Source organism: Pseudoalteromonas sp. T1lg122 (genome assembly GCF_002964825.1).
Classification (GTDB): Bacteria; Pseudomonadota; Gammaproteobacteria; order Enterobacterales; family Alteromonadaceae; genus Pseudoalteromonas; species Pseudoalteromonas gelatinilytica.
In genome coordinates this window covers 367,054-384,574 of record NZ_PQCG01000001.1, presented here as the reverse complement: position 1 = coordinate 384,574, position 17,521 = coordinate 367,054, and the positions used below count along the sequence as shown (strand labels likewise).

At 40.6% G+C, this 17,521-nt stretch carries 16 protein-coding genes; 12 read left to right on the top strand and 4 right to left on the bottom strand.

Annotation, left to right across the window (positions count from 1 at the left end; all coding sequences use genetic code 11):
* The first annotated feature begins 8 nt into the window (after window positions 1-8).
* The 6 genes from glgC to rluF all read left to right on the top strand — a co-directional run bounded on the left by glgC (window position 9) and on the right by rluF (window position 7,536).
* A complete protein-coding gene (gene glgC / locus C2M33_RS01865; protein WP_105173538.1) occupies window positions 9-1,310 on the top strand; it encodes a glucose-1-phosphate adenylyltransferase in 1,302 nt (433 codons plus the stop codon).
* 122 nt (window positions 1,311-1,432) lie between these two features.
* Window positions 1,433-2,971, top strand: a complete 1,539-nt coding sequence (locus tag C2M33_RS01860) for a glycogen synthase (RefSeq protein ID WP_105173537.1) — start codon at window positions 1,433-1,435, stop codon at window positions 2,969-2,971.
* Between the two features lie 91 nt (window positions 2,972-3,062).
* Window positions 3,063-4,277, top strand: coding sequence for an EAL and HDOD domain-containing protein (locus tag C2M33_RS01855; RefSeq protein WP_105173536.1), 1,215 nt, complete (start codon window positions 3,063-3,065; stop codon window positions 4,275-4,277).
* 7 nt (window positions 4,278-4,284) lie between these two features.
* Window positions 4,285-5,367, top strand: a complete 1,083-nt coding sequence (locus C2M33_RS01850) for a DUF418 domain-containing protein (RefSeq protein ID WP_105173535.1) — start codon at window positions 4,285-4,287, stop codon at window positions 5,365-5,367.
* 112 nt (window positions 5,368-5,479) lie between these two features.
* The gene (locus C2M33_RS01845; RefSeq protein WP_063707782.1) at window positions 5,480-6,502 is read left to right on the top strand and encodes an ABC transporter substrate-binding protein; all 1,023 of its coding nucleotides are present in this window, start codon (window positions 5,480-5,482) and stop codon (window positions 6,500-6,502) included.
* 89 nt (window positions 6,503-6,591) lie between these two features.
* Window positions 6,592-7,536, top strand: a complete 945-nt coding sequence (gene rluF / locus C2M33_RS01840) for a 23S rRNA pseudouridine(2604) synthase RluF (protein WP_105173534.1) — start codon at window positions 6,592-6,594, stop codon at window positions 7,534-7,536.
* Window positions 7,537-7,608: 72 nt separating this feature from the next.
* On the opposite strand, the gene C2M33_RS01835 is transcribed toward rluF, so the two are convergent.
* The 3 genes from C2M33_RS01835 to C2M33_RS01820 all read right to left on the bottom strand — a co-directional run bounded on the left by C2M33_RS01835 (window position 7,609) and on the right by C2M33_RS01820 (window position 12,902).
* On the bottom strand, window positions 7,609-8,151 hold the full coding sequence (locus C2M33_RS01835) for a hypothetical protein (protein ID WP_063707579.1): 543 nt from the start codon (window positions 8,149-8,151) through the stop codon (window positions 7,609-7,611).
* Window positions 8,152-8,745: 594 nt separating this feature from the next.
* Window positions 8,746-11,817, bottom strand: a complete 3,072-nt coding sequence (locus C2M33_RS01825) for an efflux RND transporter permease subunit (RefSeq protein WP_105173533.1) — start codon at window positions 11,815-11,817, stop codon at window positions 8,746-8,748.
* On the bottom strand, window positions 11,817-12,902 hold the full coding sequence (locus tag C2M33_RS01820; RefSeq protein WP_063707563.1) for an efflux RND transporter periplasmic adaptor subunit: 1,086 nt from the start codon (window positions 12,900-12,902) through the stop codon (window positions 11,817-11,819). The genes C2M33_RS01825 and C2M33_RS01820 overlap by 1 nt, the downstream gene beginning before the upstream one ends.
* Before the next feature lie 117 nt (window positions 12,903-13,019).
* On the opposite strand from C2M33_RS01820, the gene C2M33_RS01815 reads away from it, so the two are divergent.
* Window positions 13,020-13,931 (top strand): LysR family transcriptional regulator, encoded by a 912-nt coding sequence (locus C2M33_RS01815; RefSeq protein ID WP_063707562.1) that lies wholly within the window; start codon window positions 13,020-13,022, stop codon window positions 13,929-13,931.
* A complete protein-coding gene (locus tag C2M33_RS01810) occupies window positions 13,915-14,223 on the top strand; it encodes an MGMT family protein (RefSeq protein WP_063707554.1) in 309 nt (102 codons plus the stop codon). The genes C2M33_RS01815 and C2M33_RS01810 overlap by 17 nt, the downstream gene beginning before the upstream one ends.
* Here C2M33_RS01810 and trhA read toward each other — a convergent pair.
* A complete protein-coding gene (gene trhA, locus C2M33_RS01805) occupies window positions 14,220-14,849 on the bottom strand; it encodes a PAQR family membrane homeostasis protein TrhA (protein ID WP_063707551.1) in 630 nt (209 codons plus the stop codon). The genes C2M33_RS01810 and trhA overlap by 4 nt on opposite strands.
* 258 nt (window positions 14,850-15,107) lie before the next feature.
* Between trhA and C2M33_RS01800 the strand changes: the two genes are divergently transcribed.
* The 4 genes from C2M33_RS01800 (at window position 15,108) to C2M33_RS01785 (ending at window position 17,514) form a co-directional block, all read left to right on the top strand.
* Entirely contained in the window at window positions 15,108-15,386 is a 279-nt protein-coding gene (locus tag C2M33_RS01800; RefSeq protein ID WP_063707548.1) for a hypothetical protein, read from the top strand.
* Window positions 15,387-15,606: 220 nt separating this feature from the next.
* Window positions 15,607-16,185: an LON peptidase substrate-binding domain-containing protein gene (locus C2M33_RS01795; RefSeq protein WP_063707545.1), complete on the top strand. Its 579-nt coding sequence runs from the start codon at window positions 15,607-15,609 to the stop codon at window positions 16,183-16,185.
* A 62-nt stretch (window positions 16,186-16,247) separates the two neighbouring features.
* Complete coding sequence (locus C2M33_RS01790; RefSeq protein WP_105173532.1) at window positions 16,248-16,871, top strand: sigma-70 family RNA polymerase sigma factor; 624 nt, start codon at window positions 16,248-16,250, stop codon at window positions 16,869-16,871.
* Window positions 16,864-17,514 carry a ChrR family anti-sigma-E factor gene (locus C2M33_RS01785; protein WP_105173531.1) on the top strand — a complete coding sequence of 217 codons (651 nt, stop codon included), beginning with the start codon at window positions 16,864-16,866 and terminating at the stop codon, window positions 17,512-17,514. Before C2M33_RS01790 ends, C2M33_RS01785 begins: the two co-directional genes overlap by 8 nt.
* Window positions 17,515-17,521 lie beyond the last annotated feature (7 nt).

Sequence of the window (17,521 nt, the reverse complement as noted above, 5' to 3'; positions counted from 1 at the left end):
AGAGAGTTATGCCAAGTTATGCAAATCGATACATAAGTAGTTTAACCAGAGAAACGTATGCCCTTATCCTAGCAGGGGGGCGAGGTTCGCGTTTACATGAATTAACAGACTGGCGTGCTAAACCAGCAGTGTATTTTGGTGGTAAACACCGAATTATCGACTTTCCACTGTCGAACTGTATTAATTCAGGTATTCGTCGTGTTGGTATTGCTACTCAATATAAGTCGCACTCATTAATTCGTCACGTAAACCGTGCATGGGGCCACTTTAAGAAAGAACTTGGCGAATCAGTCGAGATCTTACCAGCATCACAGCGTTACGGTGATGAATGGTACTGCGGCACAGCCGATGCGGTATTCCAGAATATGGATATAATCCGTCATGAGCTGCCTAAGTATGTAATGATCCTCTCTGGTGACCACGTTTACTGTATGGATTACGGCGGTTTATTGGCAAAACACGTTGAAACAGGTGCAGATATGACAGTATGTTGTATTGAAGTACCTTGCGAAGAAGCTGCTGATACATTTGGTGTAATGACGGTTGATGAAAGTAATCGAGTTCGTCGTTTTGATGAAAAACCAGCTGCGCCAACCTCTGTGCCGGGTAAGCCAGGCACCTGCTTAGCATCAATGGGTAACTATATTTTCAATACTGAATTCTTATTTGAACAATTGAAAAAAGATGCTGAAACGGAAGGCTCGGGCCGAGATTTCGGTCACGATATTATCCCTGCTATCATCGAAGAGCATAACGTGTTTGCTTATCCGTTTAGAGACTCTAACACCGATGGTCAGCCCTACTGGCGCGATGTAGGTACCCTTGATTCGTTCTGGGAAGCCAACATGGAGCTGGTAATGCCAGAGCCTCAGCTTGACCTTTATGATCCAAAATGGCCAATCTGGACATATCAAGAGCAATTACCTCCTGCTAAGTTCATTTTTGATGATGATGATAGACGTGGTATGGCAGTTGATTCAACGGTATCGGGTGGCTGTATTATCTCAGGATCGTTAGTGAGAAAATCACTATTGTTCTCGAATGTGTATGTACATTCATTTTGTGAAATTCAAGAGTCTGTGATTTTACCTGGTGCAAAAATACAGCGAAACTGCCGAATTAGGCGTGCTATTATTGACCGCAATTGTGAGATCCCAGCGGGTCTTGAAATTGGTTACGATCACAAAGCCGACAGAGAAAATGGCTTTAGAGTTTCGAAAAAAGGGATTGTATTGGTAACTCGTGATATGTTGAATGAACTTGCAAAGAAGTTAAAGCAACAAGAGCAAGATAATAAACGACTTGCTTAAGCAATTACGCTAAATGAAAAAGGGAGGGCATGTCCCTCCCTTATTTATATTTGAATAATACCAATTCGTTAATTAAGTGGTAGTGCGGATTGGTATAACAGTTTTATGGAGTACTGCAAAGCATGCATGTATTGATGGTAGCTGCAGAGAATGATGCATTACCGAATGCAAAAGTCGGTGGTGTAGCGGATGTTGTTAGAGATTGCCCTAAAGCGTTAGTTGAAAAAGGCCTTAGTGTTGATGTAGTGATCCCTGATTATGGCTTTGATTATTTAGAGCGTCATCACATAGGTGTAGTGCATGTACCATTTGCAGGTCAAATGCAAAAACTGGATGTGTGGAAGCTTGCTAAGAGTGATGAAGGTGTAACGCAACTGCTTATATCTCATTGGGAATTTAGCCGCCATAACGGCGCTGTTTATTGTAATGATGAACCAGGTCGCCCGTTTGCTACAGACGCAAGTAAGTTTGCGCTTTTCAACGCTGCTGTTTGTGAGGCACTGCTGCAAGGACTTATTCGCACTCCTGATGTTGTTCACTTACATGATTGGCATAGTGCCTGTGTTGCTTTGTTACTTAAAACAGACAACCGCTATAGAAAGCTAGCGCATTTATTTTTAGCCTACACTGTTCATAACCTTGCATTGCAAGGGATACGACCTTTTAAAGGGGATAGCTCAAGCCTAGAAGCCTGGTTCCCAAGCTTAGGCTATAACGGCGAACGATTATGCGATCCGCGTTATTTTGATTGCTTCAATCCAATGCGTACAGCAATTAATCTGGTTGATAAAGTACACCTCGTTTCGCCAACCTATTGCCAAGAAGTATTGCGTCCAAGTGATGCTGAAAAGGGCTTTTTTGGTGGTGAAGGGCTTGAAGCAGACTTGCAAGCAGCCTATGAACAAGGCCGCGTAGTGGGCATTCTTAATGGTTGCGAATACCCAGGAATGAAGCTTGATGACATTAGCTTAGCGAGTCTTTATCAACATGCCGAAAATGCGTTATTTCAATGGATGGCAAAAAGCCCGGTATTAGATTCAAGCTATTACATCGCGCATCAACGCTTACTCAAATTTAAAACTCAGCCGTTTTCTGGGCCATTAGTCACCAGTGTGGGTCGTTTAACGGACCAAAAAGCGCTGTTACTTCGCCAGCCTTATGATAAAGGACTGGTGTTAGATGAGTTATGTCAGCGCTTAAAACAATATAACGGCTATATGATTATTTTAGGCTCTGGGGATGCTGAACTTGAGCAAATAATGACATCGGTTATGGCTCGCCAAGAAAACCTGCTATTTTTAAAAGGGTACGCACATTTTGTTGGCGAATACATGTATCACTTAGGCGATTTATTTTTAATGCCAAGTTCGTTTGAGCCCTGTGGTATCAGTCAGATGTTAGCGATGCGAGCAGGTCAGCCGTGTTTAGTACATGGTGTAGGCGGTTTGCGTGATACGGTAGAGCATCATGTGAGTGGTTTTAGTTTCCAAGGTGAGAGTTTAGCATCACAAAGCTACGAACTTGTTACTAGTTTTAGCGATGCGCTTGAGCTTAAGAAATCACAACCAGAGCAATGGTGTTCAATATGTGAACAGGCTAAAAATGCCCGTTTTACATGGCAATCCGTTGCAGAAGGCTATTTATCAGGCTTATATCAATAAAAAATGCGTGATTCATGGTAATTAAGTGACTTTTTTGTCAATTTCAGCTATTAATTACTTAGTGTGAGATAAAATATAAAAAGTAGGTAAAGTGGCTGTATTTGTTGCTAGGCAAGCGGTCTTTAATCGTCGTCAACAAGTTGTCGCCTATGAGCTACTATTTAGAGATAGTTTACAGAATAGTTTTCCTGATGTGTCTGAGAGTACAGCAACAGCTCGACTCATTATGGAAAACCAGCTCAATTTAGGTACCCGTCATATAACGTCGGGCAAAAAAGCGTTAATTAATATAGGTCCAGAGTCTTTGAAGCTGGACCTTTGCGCGTTTTTGCCAACCAAAGATGTGGTGATCGAGTTACTCGAAACCATGGAGCCTACCGACGAAAATTACGAATATTGTCGTGAGCTTTTTCACAATAACTACAAGTTGGCACTGGATGATTTTGTTTACCAACCTGAGTGGGATCGCTTTTTAAAACTCATTCGTCTTATCAAATTTGATGTTCAGCAAACACCCTTTGAAGAAATTGCCCCTGTTGTTAATAAACTTAAAAAACATAAAAAAATAAAGCTTTTGGCAGAAAAGCTTGAAACAGCCGATGATTACGACAAAGCCTATAAAATGGGCTTTGATTTTTTCCAAGGTTATTTCTTTGCAAAACCCAAAATGATTCAGCATCGCGATATTGATTACAACTACGCACTGGTATTATCAATTTATGCTGAAGTCATGCGCCCAGATCCAAACATCAGCGAGATTGCTGGTTTGTTTTCGTTAGATACCGCACTTGCTTATAAGTTGCTGCGCTTAATTAATAGCGGCGTGTTTCCAATAAAGAGTAAAATTGGCTCTTTAAAACAAGCGCTTGTCTATTTAGGCCATGAACGACTGAAAAAGTTTGTAAGCTTAATTATTACCGCCCACAGTGCTCAATCAAAACCCGCTGAGCTTACTCGGCTTTGTGTTGTTAGAGCGCGATTTTGTGAGCTTATTGCGCAGCGTGTCGCAAAACAGCAAACTGGTGAAGCGTTTTTAACGGGGCTGTTTTCATTACTTGATGCTATCTTAGATCAGCCAATGGAAAAGCTATTGGATCGATTGCCGTTTCCTGACGAAATTCATGCTGCTCTTATGCAAGAAAAAAATATCCTCTATTACATACTTGAAACGGTTAAAGCGTACGAAACTGGTAGCTGGTGGGCGCTTGAACAGGCTGTTGCCTATCTAAGTATTGAAAGTTCTGATCTTCCCAAGATATACGAAAATGCAGTAAATTGGAGCGATAGCTGCAGGCAAAACCTATAAGGGATTTATGCGCAATATAAATATGGATGTTTTACGGGGTATTGCGGTACTCGGCTTGATGTTTATGAACATCTACACCTTTGCAGTGTTTGAGTATGACTATACGCCAAGTGCTACGCCACCATTTTCAGATTCACTCATTTACACCATCAATACAGTGTTTATTGATGGGCGTTTTAGAAGCCTTTTTTGTCTGTTATTCGGTGCGTCTTTAGTTATTCAATGGCAACTTTGGCAAAGCGTCGAGAAGCAACATAAGCGGCTAAAAGTTTTGGCATGTATAGGCCTTGCCCATGGTTTTTTATTGTGGGCTGGCGATATTTTGTTTATTTATTCTTGTGCAGGCTGGTTAACGCTTAAATTTAGCCAGCAAGATGACGAAAAAATACTGCGTATGGGCATGCTGTTTTTACTTCTTGGTGCCTTCATTTCATTTTTACTCTCCTTTATAGAGCCAGAGTTTAGCCCTGTAACGAGAAGCTCTGAGAGCTTTTTAATGGCGTATGATGCAGCTTATTCTTCTTATTTTGCAGGATTCGTCAGCAATTTTTTGATGTTTATCATAATGCTTATTGCTGTGCCACTCATCACAATGTGGATGGCTGCAGGGTTAATGCTGGTGGGTGTTTATTTATATAAACAAGGGGTATTTGTTCATGGTTTAACACACCCTCAGCTTAAGTTGATTACTGCTGCAGCGATAAGTTTTACGGCTCTGAGGTTGCTGATAAACTCGGATCAGAGCGTATTTATGTACGCGATTTTAGAACCGATTAATTGGCTGGCAGCTTTAGCCATGGCCATTTGTTATTGCCACATCATTGTGAAAATAGTTAAAAACTCTCCCAGTAACTGGTTGCTGCTACAGCAGGCTGGACGCATGTCATTGACGTTATATCTAATGCAAACAGTCATATTTATCCTGTTTTTTAAAGTCGCATACCCAACCGCAGCAGTTAATTTTGATCGCATAGATTATTGGTTGGTCATTGCTGTTGTGCTTGTTTTTCAATTGTTTTTTTGTAAAGTGTATAGTCAGTACTTTACACATGGTCCGTGTGAATTAATTTGGCGAAAATTGTCTAGATAATTCCTCGTATACTACAATCAAAGAAAAACAAAGCGGGGTGGTAATGCGAGTTTGCTTGTTGGTTTTTACATTGCTTTGCTGTTCACCACTTTATGCTGGCGAGCAATTCTCTGTGCTGTTAGTTAATCCCTCAGTTAAAACTGATTTGTTTTGGCAAAAAGTGACTAATGTGATGCAGGTTGCTGCAAAGCAAAATAATGTTTCTCTCACAACAATTTATGGCGGTGGAAATCGCCACATTCAATTAGCCGAACTCAAACAATACCTGCAATATAACCCTAAACCTGATTACGCCATTTTAATTAATTACCCAGGTGGCGCAGAGCAGTCAATGAGCTTGCTTGAACAACACAAAGTGAATTTTATCACTCTCGAAGAAACGATTGTTGGCGTAGAGCGTGACGAAGTGGGTAAACCCCGTCAGCGCTTTAAGTATTGGTTAGGTGAAGTATTTCACGATAACTTCAAAGCCGGTGAGCAACTTGGTAAAGCCTTACTTAATGAGGCAATAAATGCAAAGCAAACGCCTCACTTTGTTGCGATTAATGGTCATTATGGCACAGAGTCAGACACCCGCAGTGACGGCCTTGTTCATTATTTACGAAAACAAGATGTTGAGCTTGAGCAAGTTGTGTATGCCAGTTGGAATAAGCAAGAAGCCGAGAATAAAGTGAGCCGATTATTACAACGATACCCAGATACGAATGTGATTTGGTGTGCGTCTGATTTGATGGCGCAAGGTGCCCTAGAAGCAGTAAAAGGTAAAAAAGATAAAGCCTATTTCATAGGTGGCATTGATTGGCTTGATGATAATTTAGACTTAATAGAACAACAAAAACTCACTGCCAGTGTTGGCGGGCATTTTATGATGGGAGCATGGGCTTTAATTAGCGTGGTCGATCATCATAATGGTAACCCTTATTGGCAAAATCACGATGAGATTAAGTTTCAGCTTGGGGTGATCACAAAGCACAATATTCAAAGTTACAGCTGGCTAAGAAACATCAAAGATTGGTCGGTTATCCCTTTTGAAACCTTCTTACTGCAAAACAGCAAAAGCACTGAGTACGCCTTCGATTTTGATACGCTACATAGTTTATTGAGCGAAAAGCCCAAAAACGCAGCGCAACACTAAAAGTGTAGTCAAAGAGCCTAGATTCTACCTAGCTTGGTAAAGGCTTCTGGTATAAACTAGCGGCTTTAAAATCCAGACAGAAGTGTGCCATGACAGAGTTAAAGCGATTAAATAAATTTATCAGTGAAACAGGTTTTTGTTCACGCCGTGAGGCAGATAAATATATTGAAGAAGGTCGTGTTACTGTTAACGGCAACTTGCCTGAAATGGGCGTAAAAGTTAGTGACGCCGATGATGTACTTATAGATGGCAAACCTTTAAAAGCAAAGCCTAAGCTGGTTTATATTGCCTACAACAAACCTGTTGGCATTACTTGTACAACTGAGCGAAAAATCCAAAGCAATATTGTTAAAGCTGTTAATTACCCAGAACGTATTTTCCCGATTGGACGCTTAGATAGACCATCAGAAGGCTTAATTTTCTTAACTAACGAAGGCGACATCGTTAATAAAATTCTTCGTGCTGGTAATAATCATGAAAAAGAATACGTAGTAACGGTTGATAAGCCGCTAAACCGCCAGTTCGTGAATAAGATGGCAAACGGCATTCCTATCCTCGATACCGTTACTAAAAAGTGTAAGGTTAAACAAACAGGCCCGCAGCAATTTACTATAGTGCTAACACAAGGCTTAAACCGCCAAATACGCCGTATGTGTGAATATTTAGGCTATGAAGTGGTGACTCTAAAGCGCACACGAATTATGAACGTGACCCTAAAGGGTTTAAAAGTAGGGCAGTGGCGTCACTTAACCGAACAAGAAATGGCTGAGATCAATAATTCAATTGTCGACTCAGGTAAAACGGAAGAGCGTTCAATTGATGAAAACAAGCAGTCAACCCAAGCCCGTGCCAAGCAAAAGCCACATAATGAAGAAGAAAAAAAGCGCGACTTTTCTAAATACGTGAAAAAAGCACGCAGTGATGCTAAGCAAGGTCAATCAAGATCAAAAGCTGGCAATCCACACTCATCAAAACCAAACCAAACGAAGCGTAGCAGTACTAAACGCATCGGCACATTAAGCCTGAAAAAGTAAACTTAGTGCATTAGAGCCCTGACTAGTCTTTACTGGTTTGCTTCAGGGTTCTAAATGATACAGATTTCAACCTTAGCCTTTATTAGGGTAAATGGCATCATCTTCCAAAAGGTCTCTTTTCGGTTTAAATTCTTTTTTAGAGAGTTTTTTCGCGATAATATCGTTAAGTTGATGTTTGTTTACAAAGAACAGCTCTTTTGTATTGTTATCTTCAAATAGTAATAGTGCTACTTCATTGTTTTTAACGCTTGCTTCAATCAATTTGAGTCCATTCACAATCAAGTTAGGTCTAAAATACAGAGCAACCTGGCTGTGTTGTGGAAAGTCATAATGAGATTCAACAGTGCGGTTTGAAACAGAATCACACTCGAGCTCTAAATCGGCTGATTGTTGCCCTTCACAAATATCTGCGATTGGCGTGCCTATTTCCCCAAAAATCCATCTTGAGTTAAATATCAATCCATTTTGTCCTTCAATTGCTAAAACAGCATCAGATAAACTTTCAACGGCAACATGAAAAGCTACATTAGACTCATGCTGATAGTGTGTATTTTCATTGGCGCTTAAGGTACCACTGAATATTGCAATCAATAAGTAAAGTACTTTTCTACGCATCTTAGCCCTTCAAGTATTAAATCAGCAGAAATAGGTTAGCACACAAGCTGATAGATTAATCATTAAATAGACACCCACTTTAAAGATAATCATTAAACAGACACCCACTTTATTTAAAACCACAACCAGAACATCAAAAATGGACACCCACTCTAAAAGTAACTAGACACCCACCTTAAACCTTAAATAACAAAATACTTATGCTAGACACAGGCGAGCTCTCTGCATTCGACTTTACCGAGAATTATAAATAAGTTAATAATTGATAGCTGACCAATTTTGCACGACTCATAAACAGGGTTATCAATGGCTAGCTTTCAGAATGTATTTATCTTTATCGCATCCCTATTGTTTGTTGGTTATGGGGTGTTGGGGTTATTAACGAATAAAATTCGTGTAGGTAGCCGAAGTTATACAGGGAGCATTAGCACCATTTATAAGCACCAAGAACCAGTGCGCTTTTATTTTTGGTGTTGCTTATTTTCATTTGCTGGCTGTGGCGGATTTTATTACCTTTTTGTTTATTAAAATAAAAGGTAATAAAAAAGCCCTAACAATTTGCTGATAGGGCTTTTGGTTGAGAGTCAATCTGTATTAATTAGCGTGACGCTGTTTAGGTACTTTGATCTTAAACAGCATGGTATAAAGCACAGGCACAACAATCAGGGTCAGCACTGTGGCAAAACCAAGGCCAAACATAATAGTTACCGCCATTGACTGGAAGAACACGTCAAATAGCAGTGGGATCATGCCTAAAATGGTGGTAATCGCAGCCATCGCTACAGGACGCACACGACTTACACCTGAGTCAAACACAGCTTTGTAAGGGTCTTTGCCGCTATCGAGTTCAAGGTTAATTTGGTCAACTAACACAATGCCGTTTTTGATGAGCATGCCGCTTAAACTAAGTAAGCCAAGCAGGGCCATAAAGCTAAATGCTGCATTCATTAGTAATAAACCTGCCGATACACCGATGATTGCCAATGGCACCGTCGCCCATATTACTAAAGGTTGTTTAACCGAGTTAAACAGCAGCACTGTGATTGCGAACATGGCTAAGTAACCAAGTGGTAATGAACCAAAAATCGCTTTTTGTGCTTTGCTTGATGATTCAAATTCGCCGCCCCATTGCAATTCGTAACCATGTGGGAGCTCAATTGCCTCAATGTTCTTTCGTACACGGGCAAAGAGTTTAGCAGGTGTTTCATCGCCAATGACATCGTGGTCGGCCATCACTGTGATGGTTCGCTTACGGTCACGTCGCATGATCAAGCTGTCTTCCCATTCAACAATAAAATCATCAACTACTTGTGTCACCGGTACAAACACACCTAACACTGGGCTGTAAATTTGTAAGTCTCGCAGGCTTTCAACGTTTAAGCGCTCCTCAGCAGGCGAGCGAGCAATAATTGGCAGCATTTGTGTGCCGTCTTTATAAACACCCACTTGTTTACCCGATAAGCTAGTGAGAAGCAGCTGATCAAGGTCTGATTTAGCAATTCCTAAACGACGGGCTTTTTGCTCGTTAAATTGCGGACGAATTAACTTCGAGCGAGCACGCCAATCGTCACGAATATTAAATGCTCCCGCATCTTGATGCAGAATATCTTTCGCTTGTTTCGCTAATTGGCGAAGTACCACAGGATCAGCACCAGAAAAACGCGCTTCAATTTTTGCATCTGTTGATGGGCCAATTTCCATACGTTTAACTTTAAGCTGAGCATCAAGTACATGCTCATGTTGGTAATCACGCACTTTTTTGATCATGGTAGTAACAGCTTCGCGGTCTTTAACACGAATAATTAATTGCCCATAGGCTGGGTATGATTTTTCAGGTGCGTAAGTCAGCATAAAACGCGGTGCACCTTGGCCAACCGTTGTGGTTACCTCTTCAACCAGTGGGTCTGCTTGTAAGAACTTTTCAAGCTTTGCGACGCCATCCATTGTGGTATGAATATCAGCGCCTTGTGTATGCCAATAATCAACGTAAAACATCGGTGTATTAGATGCAGGGAAGAACGACTGCTTGATAAATTTAAAGCCAAATACAGAGCTTACAAGCATGATAACCATTAGCAGTAGTGTCGTTTTACGATAACGCATTGCTGCATGTAACACGCCTTTATAGACATTAAAGATAACCCCTTGATAAGGGTCTTCATCATGATGCGGTTGTTTCTCCGTTGCCTGTTTAAACATTAAATCAGCGAAGAACGGCGTTAAGGTAATGGCGGTGATCCAGCTAAGTAATAATGAAATAAACAATACCCAGAACAAGCTGCCAGCAAATTCACCACTGGCATCTGAACTCAAGCCAATTGGCGCAAAGGCCGTAACGGCTATAACCGTTGCGCCTAGTAACGGCCACTTGGTTTGTTCAACGATATTGGTTGCTGCTTGCAGTTTTGTTTGTCCGCGCTTTAGGTTTATCAATATGCCTTCGGTTACTACAATGGCATTATCAACCAGCATCCCTAAGGCTATGATCAAGGCTCCAAGCGAAATTCGCTGTAAATCAATGGCAAACAACTTCATGAAAATGAAGGTACCTAGAACGGTCAGGAGGAGAATTACACCAATCAATACACCGCTTTTAAAGCCCATAAAGACTAAAAGCACAATAATAACAATGGCAACGGCTTCAAGTAGGCTGATAATAAAGCCACTTACTGACTTTTCTACTTCAGCTGGTTGGTTATAAACGCTGTTTATTTCCATACCATGTGGTCGTTGATATTCCAGTGACGCTAAGTGGGCATCAATATTTGCACCTACATCAACAACGTTAACGCCTGTGCTAAACGATACGCCTACCAGTAATGCTTGCTGCTGGTTATAGCGAATAATATTGTTAGGGACTTCTGCATACTCACGAAAAACGGTAGCAACATCACCTAAGTAAATAAGCTCATTTTCACCTGGCTTAGAAATAAGTAAGTTTTCGAGCTCTTTTACGTCTTTAAATTCACCGGTTGGGTGTAAGCGAATTGATTCATCGCCAACGCGGACTTTACCTGCGTTCGACACGCTATTTTGAGTTTGTAAAAGCTGATAAATACGATTAGGCGAAATACCTAACTGGGCAAGTTTGCGGGTTGAAATCTCAACCATGACTTGTGCTTGTTGCTCACCACCCACGGTTACTTTACTAACGCCATCAACCAAAACAAGCTCACGTTTTAAGTAATCAACGTAATCTTTAAGCTCATCGTAAGAATAACCATCGCCAGTGACTGCATACATCACCCCGTATACATCCCCAAAGTCATCCATAATCTTGCTTGGATAAACACCAGAGGGCATCGACGATGCTTGATCGTTAATTTTTCGACGCAGTTCGTCCCATATTTGGCGTAAGTCTTGTTTACGATAATTGCTTTTCATCTCGACGGTAATTTGCGATTTACCTGGTGATGAAATACTGGTTACGTAATCAACATACGGTAGTTGTTGAATTGCATTTTCAATAGGGAAGGTGACTTCTTCTTCAACCTGCTGTGGTGACGCGCCCGGATAAAGGGTGATTACCATGGCTTTTTTTAGGGTGAATTCAGGGTCTTCTAGTTGTCCTAAGCCAAAGTAAGCGACCGTTCCACCAATCAGTAAAAACAGCGCGAACATCCAGCTAATGACTTTTCTTTCAATAGCGAGTGCTGCAAAGCTCATTATAAGCCTCGCTCTTTTTGCCATGGACGCACTTTCATGCCTTCTTCTAAAAAGTGCACACCAGCAGCCACAACGATTTGGCCTTCTTTAATACCTGAGAGTACTTCAATGCCATCACGATGTAATTGGCCAACTTCAACAGCTTGTTTGTGCACTAAACCAGTGTTTTCGTCATAAAGCCATACATAGCTGTTGTTGTTTTCAGACTCAGTAGGCTCTGAGAATACCGCCTCAACTGGCAGCAATGTATAAGGTGATTGTGAGCTGGTGATTTTGCTTAAATCTATATCAACGCGGCCAGTCATACCGGCAAGTAGATTAAAATCTTCTGGCACAGGTAATGAAAACACAACTTTATACGTTAAAGTAATTGGGTCGGCTTGGGTATCGAACTCTTTGACCGTTAATTGATATGACTTGTTTGGGTAACCATCAAATACAACATCAGGTTGGTAGTGAACATCTTTATCGATGCGTGCAATGAGTTTTTCGGGTACTTGAATAACCACGTCCATTAGGTCGCGGGTTTCAAGGCGAAGGATGTTTTGTTTTGCTTGAATGTTTTCAAAGTTTTTCACAAACACCTTTGCCACAGTACCGGCGAACGGCGCGCGTAATTCACTATTATCTAGGTTGGTTTTGGCAATTTTAAGCGCTGACTCAGCAACCTGTTTATTAGCAAGCGCTTGGTCTAACTCAGATTGGCTGGCAATTGAGCGGTTAAATAGCTTTTGCACACGCTCAAGTTGAGATTCTGCTAGTTCATAGCGTGCTTTGCGCTCATCATATTGCAGTTGAAAATCTTCAGGATCGAGTTTGGCTAAAAGCTGGTCTTTCTCAACGTGTTGGCCCGCAAGAGCAGGGAACTCAAGTAACTCACCATTCACACGAAAGGCAAGATAAGAACCTTGGTTAGCAACCACTTCAGCAGGAAAGCTGCGAATGCTTTGCTCTGAATTATTGCCAATATTAAAAAGTTTAACAGGGCGAACTACCGGCTCTGCTTCACTTTGTTGTGCTTGCTCTGAACATGCCGCAAGTAACAGAAACATGCTGCTCATTAACACGGCGGGTGCCAATCTCATTGTCTTCTCCATAGATAAGAAAGCATAAATTTGCTGCAGGATACGCTGCAAAGATATAAAATAAAAATTATTAAATTTTAGAAACAGCATAAATTTTATTTATATAGTTTGCCATTAATGAATTTAAATCAATTAATCATTCTAGATGCTATTGTGCAAAGCTCTAGTTTGAGCCAAGCCGCACTTAAATTGCATAAGACTCAACCCGCGCTCACGTTAGCAATCAAAAAGCTAGAATCAGAGCTAGGTTTTGAGCTACTAGACCGCAGTCAATATCGGTTACACTTAACAGAAAAAGGCCGTATTTTTTATCGTGAGGCCCGCTTATTACTTAATGCAAACAGTGAGTTAAGCTCACTTGCTAAAGAACTGGCACTAGGGAATGAAGCCAATTATAAAATTTGCTATGAACAACTTTGCCATCAAAACAGTTATAACCAAGTGATCAGCAAAACCTTTAAACGTTTCGCCAGTACAGAGTTTAGTATTTCCTCAGGGAAGCGCTTTGTATCTCTTGAGCAGGTTAATAGTCATCAGGCTGATTTAGGAATTGGCCCTTGGTTTGATTTGTTTCATGCAACAGGGGATCTCGAAAGTTTACCGATTGGTAAATTTGATATCGGTATTGTCAGTGCACCTGATGTGGTGCCTAGTGAAATCAGCTTTTCAGATATTCAAAATTACCCGTGTTTGGCCATGTTTGAAAGCGACTTGAGTTTTGACAGTGATAGGCTTTCGTATACGCTAGGCTCTGCATTAATGAAAATTGACGATATAACCAGTGTTAAGTCGTTTTTACTTTCTGGTGCGGGCTGGGCAATGATCAGTTTGCAACATTGCCAAGCCGAAATCGACGCTGGTTTATTGCAGCAAATTAAAATTGTCGATCGTGAACACCAGTTTGGCGCAGAAATTCGAGTTTTTAGACAGCACTCGGTTCATCATGGCCCTGTTGCAAGAGCTATTTGGCAAGATTTTAGCGAGGTCAGTAAACACTATTTGGAGTCGAGTCGTGCAGCAGGCAACTAAAGAAGATTTAATTTATACCATTATTTGTGCCATTCCTGAGGGGAAAGTTGCCAGTTATGGGCAAGTAGCAAAGCTTGCAGGATACCCTAATAACTCAAGGTTAGTGGGCAGGTTATTAAAAGTAATGCCCGAAGGCTCAAACATTCCTTGGCATCGGGTAGTTAATAGCCAGGGTAAAATATCGTTTCCTGAAGGCAGCAATAAGCATCTGGAGCAACGACAAAAACTACTCAGTGAAGGTGTTACCTTTAATAAGGCTAAAATTAATATGCGCCTGCACCAGTGGGACTAATAAACATACAAGCTAATTGATAGATAATGACAAACACAGCCAACTAACACGAATACGTGCCAAATTGCATGGCTGTAATGGCGGGTTTTAGCGCTGTAAAACACTGTGCCTAAACTGTACGCAATCCCGCCAGCTAGCAGCCACCATAAAGCGCTTAAATCAAGGTTCAAATAAAGTGGATAAACAAGTGCTAATGCAAACCAGCCCATTAATAAATAGGTAGCGAGAGAGACTTTTTTATTCGTGTTTTTGACCAGTAATTTATATGCAACACCACCAAGCGCTAAAGACCAAATAAACACTAAAGCAGCAATTGCCCAAGCCCCAGATAACGAAATAACCAAATAAGGCGTGTAGGTTCCGGCAATAAGCAAGTAAATCGCACAGTGGTCACATTTTTTATAAATGGCTCGTATACGCTCTCTGGTACTAGCGTGATATAAGGTCGAGGCTAAAAATAATACCAGTAGGCTTGAGCCATACACGATAGCACTCACCGTAGCTGACACAACTTTAGATTGTGAAATTAAGTCCCACAGCACATATACCGCAAACAGGACTCCCATACCGTGAGTGAGCACGTTAAGTTGTTCTTCTTGGCGTGAATAAGGGAGTTGTTGTGTCATATCTATCTACTAAAAATGAGTGAATAAAACAGTTTCAGTGTACAAGTGTGCGCTGAAGTTAGCAATGCTTATTTTTTCACTAAATGTTGGTCAAAATATTTAAATTCGTTGGTTTTATTAACCAAACCTGAATGCGGTTGAAAATTTAATTTATTTTTAAATCGTTAAAAATCAATAAATTAAAAAATATTTTCAGGGTGGCACAACCTTTGATTAAGTAATTACGACTAATTACTTAAAGAGACAAGGAATACCACTATGAATAACTCACTTAAATTAACTACTGCTGCGTTACTTGTATTAGGGTCAACTCAAGCAAGCGCTACTGACTTTGAATTAGATATCAGCAACACAATTACACAATCTGTTAAAAGCTATGTTCAACAAGCAAGCATTGAGTTGAAAGAAAGCGTAATGAACAGCATTGAGTTTGATGCTCAAAAGTTACTAGATACTTACATGAGTGAAGATGCAATTGCTTCGAAAGAAGACGAAGTAAAAATTGCTCAAGCTCCTAAAGCAACAAACAAGCAGTAAGGAAACAAGACAATGAGTAGTGAAATCAGCTTATTTTTACTTATGGTTGCACCGGTTTTGAGTTTACTCAGTGCGTATGCATCAATCGAATTATTTCGTAACGTTGCGCAATGGTTCAACTTCTAGAGTACAAAGTAGATATTAAGATTTCATGAAATATTGATCGGCGGATTAAAAACGCACGTAATTAAAGGCATGTGGTTTTAGAATAGTAGACTTTATGAAGCGTGCGATTTTTCCTTTACCGGTTTTTATTTTACCTGAAGGGTTCACCAAGCTAAGAATTTTTGAGCAGCGTTACTTAACGATGGTCAAAGAAGCTGTACAAAATAATACAGGTTTTGTGCTGTGCACTTACCAACACGACACAGATCTTAACTTGCCAGAAATGGGTTGTTTAGTGCAAATAACCGACTTCAATCAAGATGATAGTGGCCAATTATTAATTGATGTTTATGCTGAACATGCAGTGTCTATGCATAACGCATATCAAGATAAGCAGCAACTACGCCATGCCGACATCGAACTAATTACGTCGCCTTCATGGTATGTAAACACACCAATCAATGACGAAAACACCTTACTAAGCGACACGCTTCGTGCTGTGTTTGCAAATCAGCCTGATTTAGCAGGTCTATATAAAACCCCACAATTTGACAATCTTGCTTGGGTTGTTGCCCGCTGGCTTGAAATTTTGCCTATTTCATTAGTTAAAAAACAACAACTTGCCTTTAAATCTAATTTTGAAAATTTGCTAAGTTTCCTCCATACTCTAATTAACAACGAATTTACTGATTAATGTGATCTCACATCAACTTTTTGGCGTATAAATTCTTACGACAATAATTGGATGACACAAAGATGGTAAGTCAACAACTTCAAACAGGTTGTAAACCTAACACAGGTCAATACTCTGCCATGCCAGATACACCAAGCAAAGAGCTTGCTGATGCCTTATTTGCTGTTGCTGCGCACCGTGATAAACGTGCGTTTGCAGTGCTGTTCCAATATTTTTCGCCAAAAATAAAACGTTTTGGGATCAAACAATTTGGTTCTGAAGCGCAAGCGATGGAATTAGTTCAAGAAACACTAACCTCAGTTTGGCGTAAAGCGCATCTTTATCACAAAGAAAAAGGTGCGGCGACAACATGGGTATACACAGTAATGCGTAATGCTTCTTTCGATATGCTAAGAAAAATGAAGATCAGCAAAGAAGAGTGTATTAGTGAAGATATTTGGCCATTGATAGATGAAGCCGAGCCGGGCCAACACGAATTTAGTGACCATTTAGAAGATAAACAGATTAAGCAATACCTTGATAAATTACCCCTTGCGCAACGAGAAGTTGTGCGCGGCGTATATTTTCAAGATATGTCGCAAGAACAACTTGCTGAACATTTAAACATTCCCGTAGGCACAGTGAAATCTCGTCTTCGCTTAGCCTTGCAGAAGTTACGCAATGAAATGGGAGATCACCATGATTAAGCACCATCCTAGCAATGAATTACTTGCCAAGTTCAGCGAAGGTAATTTACCTGCCACTTTGAGTGTTGCAGTCGCTATTCATGTTGAAATGTGCCCTGTGTGTCAAAAAGAGCTCGCTGCGCTTGAAGCCAAAAATGCAGACACTTTATTTGCAGAATCCGCTATTGATATGGATGACATGTTTGATTCTAGTATGTTTGATGCGATCACAGCTGATGAAACTATTGATGAAGTTTACGAGCAAGCACAGGTGTCGGTAGATGTTAAAGACAAAACTTACACATTACCTAGAGCGCTTACCCGGATTGGTCATAGTAAGTTTATGCAAATAGGTAAACTTGCCCGCTCTCGCATTGATTTAGAAGATGGCGCGTTACGAGCAAGCCTGCTCCATATTGATGCGGGTGGTGAAATTCCTGAGCACACACATACGGGTTTTGAGCTAACGTTATTGTTAGATGGTGAGTTCAGTGATGAAGACGGACACTATGTACCGGGTGATTTTATGATGCTTGATGGTCGTCATAATCACACGCCAAAAACTGAACAAGGTTGTTTATGTTTTACCGTAGTTAGCAGTGCGCTGCACTTCAACAAAGGTATTAGCAAACTCCTGAATCCAATTGGTAATCTTATTTATTAGTAGGGTT

Bases quoted from the DNA above. Each gene is read 5' to 3' on its own strand.
- glgC (WP_105173538.1), top strand. From the start codon at position 9: ATGCCAAGTTATGCAAATCGATACATAAGTAGTTTAACCAGAGAAACG.
- C2M33_RS01860 (WP_105173537.1), top strand. From the start codon at position 1,433: ATGCATGTATTGATGGTAGCTGCAGAGAATGATGCATTACCGAATGCA.
- C2M33_RS01850 (WP_105173535.1), top strand. From the start codon at position 4,285: ATGCGCAATATAAATATGGATGTTTTACGGGGTATTGCGGTACTCGGC.
- rluF (WP_105173534.1), top strand. From the start codon at position 6,592: ATGACAGAGTTAAAGCGATTAAATAAATTTATCAGTGAAACAGGTTTT.
- C2M33_RS01835 (WP_063707579.1), bottom strand. From the start codon at position 8,151: ATGCGTAGAAAAGTACTTTACTTATTGATTGCAATATTCAGTGGTACC.
- C2M33_RS01825 (WP_105173533.1), bottom strand. From the start codon at position 11,817: ATGAGCTTTGCAGCACTCGCTATTGAAAGAAAAGTCATTAGCTGGATG.
- C2M33_RS01820 (WP_063707563.1), bottom strand. From the start codon at position 12,902: ATGAGATTGGCACCCGCCGTGTTAATGAGCAGCATGTTTCTGTTACTT.
- C2M33_RS01815 (WP_063707562.1), top strand. From the start codon at position 13,020: ATGAATTTAAATCAATTAATCATTCTAGATGCTATTGTGCAAAGCTCT.
- trhA (WP_063707551.1), bottom strand. From the start codon at position 14,849: ATGACACAACAACTCCCTTATTCACGCCAAGAAGAACAACTTAACGTG.
- C2M33_RS01800 (WP_063707548.1), top strand. From the start codon at position 15,108: ATGAATAACTCACTTAAATTAACTACTGCTGCGTTACTTGTATTAGGG.
- C2M33_RS01795 (WP_063707545.1), top strand. From the start codon at position 15,607: ATGAAGCGTGCGATTTTTCCTTTACCGGTTTTTATTTTACCTGAAGGG.
- C2M33_RS01790 (WP_105173532.1), top strand. From the start codon at position 16,248: ATGGTAAGTCAACAACTTCAAACAGGTTGTAAACCTAACACAGGTCAA.
- C2M33_RS01785 (WP_105173531.1), top strand. From the start codon at position 16,864: ATGATTAAGCACCATCCTAGCAATGAATTACTTGCCAAGTTCAGCGAA.